Source organism: Saccharothrix longispora (genome assembly GCF_030852425.1).
Lineage (GTDB): Bacteria > Actinomycetota > Actinomycetes > Mycobacteriales > Pseudonocardiaceae > Actinosynnema > Actinosynnema longispora.
The window spans coordinates 1-1,319 of sequence record NZ_NSDM01000046.1; the positions used below are offsets into that span (position 1 = coordinate 1).

The window sequence follows — 1,319 nt, forward strand, 5'->3', positions numbered from 1 at the left end:
CTCGGTGGTCGGTGGTGGTCGTGTCGACGGTGTGGATGTGTTCGTGGACTGGCACGCCGGTGTCGGGGGTGTCGACGTCGAGCGGTTGAGCTCGCGGTGGGGTGCGGATCCGGTGTTGTCCTTGCCGGACGCGGTGGAGGTCTCCGCCGAGGGGTTGGACGTCTTGGCGGGGAATCTGGCGGCGGAGGGCATCCAGGCCGACGGCTGGCCTGTGCTGGAGGTGGTGGGCGCGCGTGCCCAGGCGGTGGTCGACGCCCTGGGGGAGGTGGGTTTCGAGGCTGTGGTGGCGCGTGGTGGGCGTGCCGGCCACACCGACGTGCACACCTTTGCCGATGCCCCGGTGGCTCCGGTCGACGCGGTCCTGGTGAGCGATGTGAACGGACCGGTCTATCGGCGGAGGTCGAACGCCTGGGTCGACGAGGCCGATCTGGTGCTGTTCAAGGCCGCGGGCACCGGGAGCTTGAAAGTCGCGCAGGAAAAGGCTTTGCACGCTTTTGTCGAGGTGCTGGCGGAGCAGGAGCGGGTGCGTGTCGAGCGCGGCCTCCTGGGCCCCGAGGTGCGGGTGACGGGTACCTATGCCCTCAATGTTGGCCGGATGATCGAAGGTCGGCTGGTGCAGGAGGGGGTGAACCTGCCGGTCGAGGTCGTGACCGGTACGGAGTCGACCACGCCCTCGGGGGTGACGGAGGTGTGGGTCGAGTGGTCCGCGCCTCCGTCGTCGACGGGTTCCGGGGCGTTCCCGGTGGAGTTGTTCTGGCGGGCGACGCCGAGGTCGCGGGGGGTCGCGGAGCACCCGGGTCATCCGGTGTCGTTGGACTTCGCGCCGAATGCGTGGGAGTTGACGACCACGCAGCGTGACGAGATCGACGCGCTGGTGGAGGACCTGCGGACGTCGGTGCGCGCTCGGCGTGAGGTCGGCCGCCCGTTTCCGGTGGTGGTGGTGTCGGGCACCCGTGCCCAGGCTGTCCAGCCGGCGTTGCGGCGAGGTGGTGTCCCGTCCTCGGTGGTCGAGGGCGGGCGTGCGGGTGGTGCGGACGTGTTCGTGGACTGGCGGATCGAGGCGGAGGGTGCCGATGGCGCACGGTGGGGTGTGGCGCCGCGGTTGTCGGTGCCGGACGCGGGTGTGGTGGATCCGGCGGAGTTGACCGCGCTGGCACGGGAAGTGTCGGCGGACGGCGGTGCGCGACCGGCCGGCTGGCCGTTGTTGGAGGTGACGGGTCCGCGTGCCCAGGCGGTCGTCGACGTCCTGGAGGATGCGGGTGTCCGGGCTGTGGTGGTGCGTGGTGGGCGCGCCGGCCACACCGACGTGCACACCGCCG

1 protein-coding gene is annotated in these 1,319 nt (G+C 71.2%); it reads left to right on the forward strand.

Features of this window, described 5'->3' with window-relative positions:
• Positions 1-31: 31 nt before the first annotated feature.
• On the forward strand, positions 32-1,319 hold a 1,288-nt coding region (locus tag CKY47_RS36745), incomplete at its 3' end, for a hypothetical protein (protein ID WP_306750997.1).